Origin of the sequence: Rhodopseudomonas sp. BR0C11 (genome assembly GCF_010820945.1) — a bacterium.
Taxonomy (GTDB): Bacteria; Pseudomonadota; Alphaproteobacteria; order Rhizobiales; family Xanthobacteraceae; genus Rhodopseudomonas; species Rhodopseudomonas palustris_H.
In genome coordinates this window covers 1-1,028 of sequence record NZ_QTKI01000746.1, presented here as the reverse complement: position 1 = coordinate 1,028, position 1,028 = coordinate 1, and the positions used below count along the sequence as shown (strand labels likewise).

General features: G+C 62.8%; 3 protein-coding genes. All 3 read left to right on the top strand.

Going from position 1 to position 1,028, the window contains the following annotated elements; genetic code table 11:
- The first annotated feature begins 11 nt into the window (after window positions 1–11).
- Window positions 12–410, top strand: coding sequence for a nitrogen fixation protein NifX (gene nifX, locus DYI24_RS27090; protein ID WP_164574517.1), 399 nt, complete (start codon window positions 12–14; stop codon window positions 408–410).
- Window position 411: 1 nt separating this feature from the next.
- On the top strand, window positions 412–876 hold the full coding sequence (locus tag DYI24_RS27085; protein WP_164574516.1) for a NifX-associated nitrogen fixation protein: 465 nt from the start codon (window positions 412–414) through the stop codon (window positions 874–876).
- Window positions 877–893: 17 nt separating this feature from the next.
- Window positions 894–1,028, top strand: a 135-nt coding sequence (locus DYI24_RS27080) for a CCE_0567 family metalloprotein (RefSeq protein ID WP_164574515.1), incomplete at its 3' end; no start/stop codon positions are given.

Genomic DNA, 1,028 nt, shown 5'->3' with positions numbered 1-1,028 from the left:
GGAGAACCGGCATGAAAGTCGCCTTTGCCACCCCGGACCTTGCGCGCGTCGATGCGCATTTCGGCTGGGCCCGGAACATCGCGATCTACGAAGTCACCGCCGACGATTATCGCTTTATCGAAGCGGTGCAGTTCGCCGAGGAAAAGGAAGACGGCAACGAGGACAAGCTGGTCGCCAAGATCGACGCGATCCGGGATTGCGCCATCATGTACTGCACGGCGATCGGCGGCTCGGGCGCGGCGCGGGTCGTCGCCGCTCAGGTCCACCCGCTGAAGCTGGCGCAGCCGGAGCTGATCACCGATCTGATCACCAAGCTGCAGGGCGTGCTGCGCGGCGTGCCGCCGCCGTGGCTGCGCAAGGCGCTGATGAAGGGTGAAGAGCGCACGTTCGATTTTGCCGACGAGGCCTGACATGACCGAAGCCACCACTGCGCCCGACGCCGCGCTCGACTCGCTGTTCGTCAAGGAACTGGTCAAGCAGCTCCGCGCTCAGGACACCCACGGTGTCTGGGAGGGCAAGTCCGATCTGAAGCTGCTGGAGCCGTTCATCGTCGACAAGGCCAAGCGCCGCGAGATCCCGATCATGGGCGATCCGGATCCGGAGACGCTGTGGCGGCTCGAACTGTTCTACGCCGCGGTGGCGCTGTCGATCGAACGCGAGACCAGAATCATGGTGTCGCCGATGATGAAGATGCACCATGAGGGCTTCGGTCGGCTGATCCTCAGCGCCGGGCGGTTGATCGTCATCAACAAGCACATGCGCGACGTTCATCGCTTCGGCTTCGATAACCTCGGCAAGCTGGCCGAGGAGGGCGACAAGCTGGTCGCCGCCGGCAGCGAGATGATCCGCAAATATCCCGACGTCGCCAACCTCTAACGCGAGAGCGAGAACGCATGTCCGACATCGACACGCTGAAGGCCGAGATCAAGAAACTGTCCGCTCGCGCGACGACGATGAAGATGAATCTGCACGACCTGTCGGAGGAGCTGCCGATCAATTGGCAGAACATCATGACGGTGGCGCAGGAA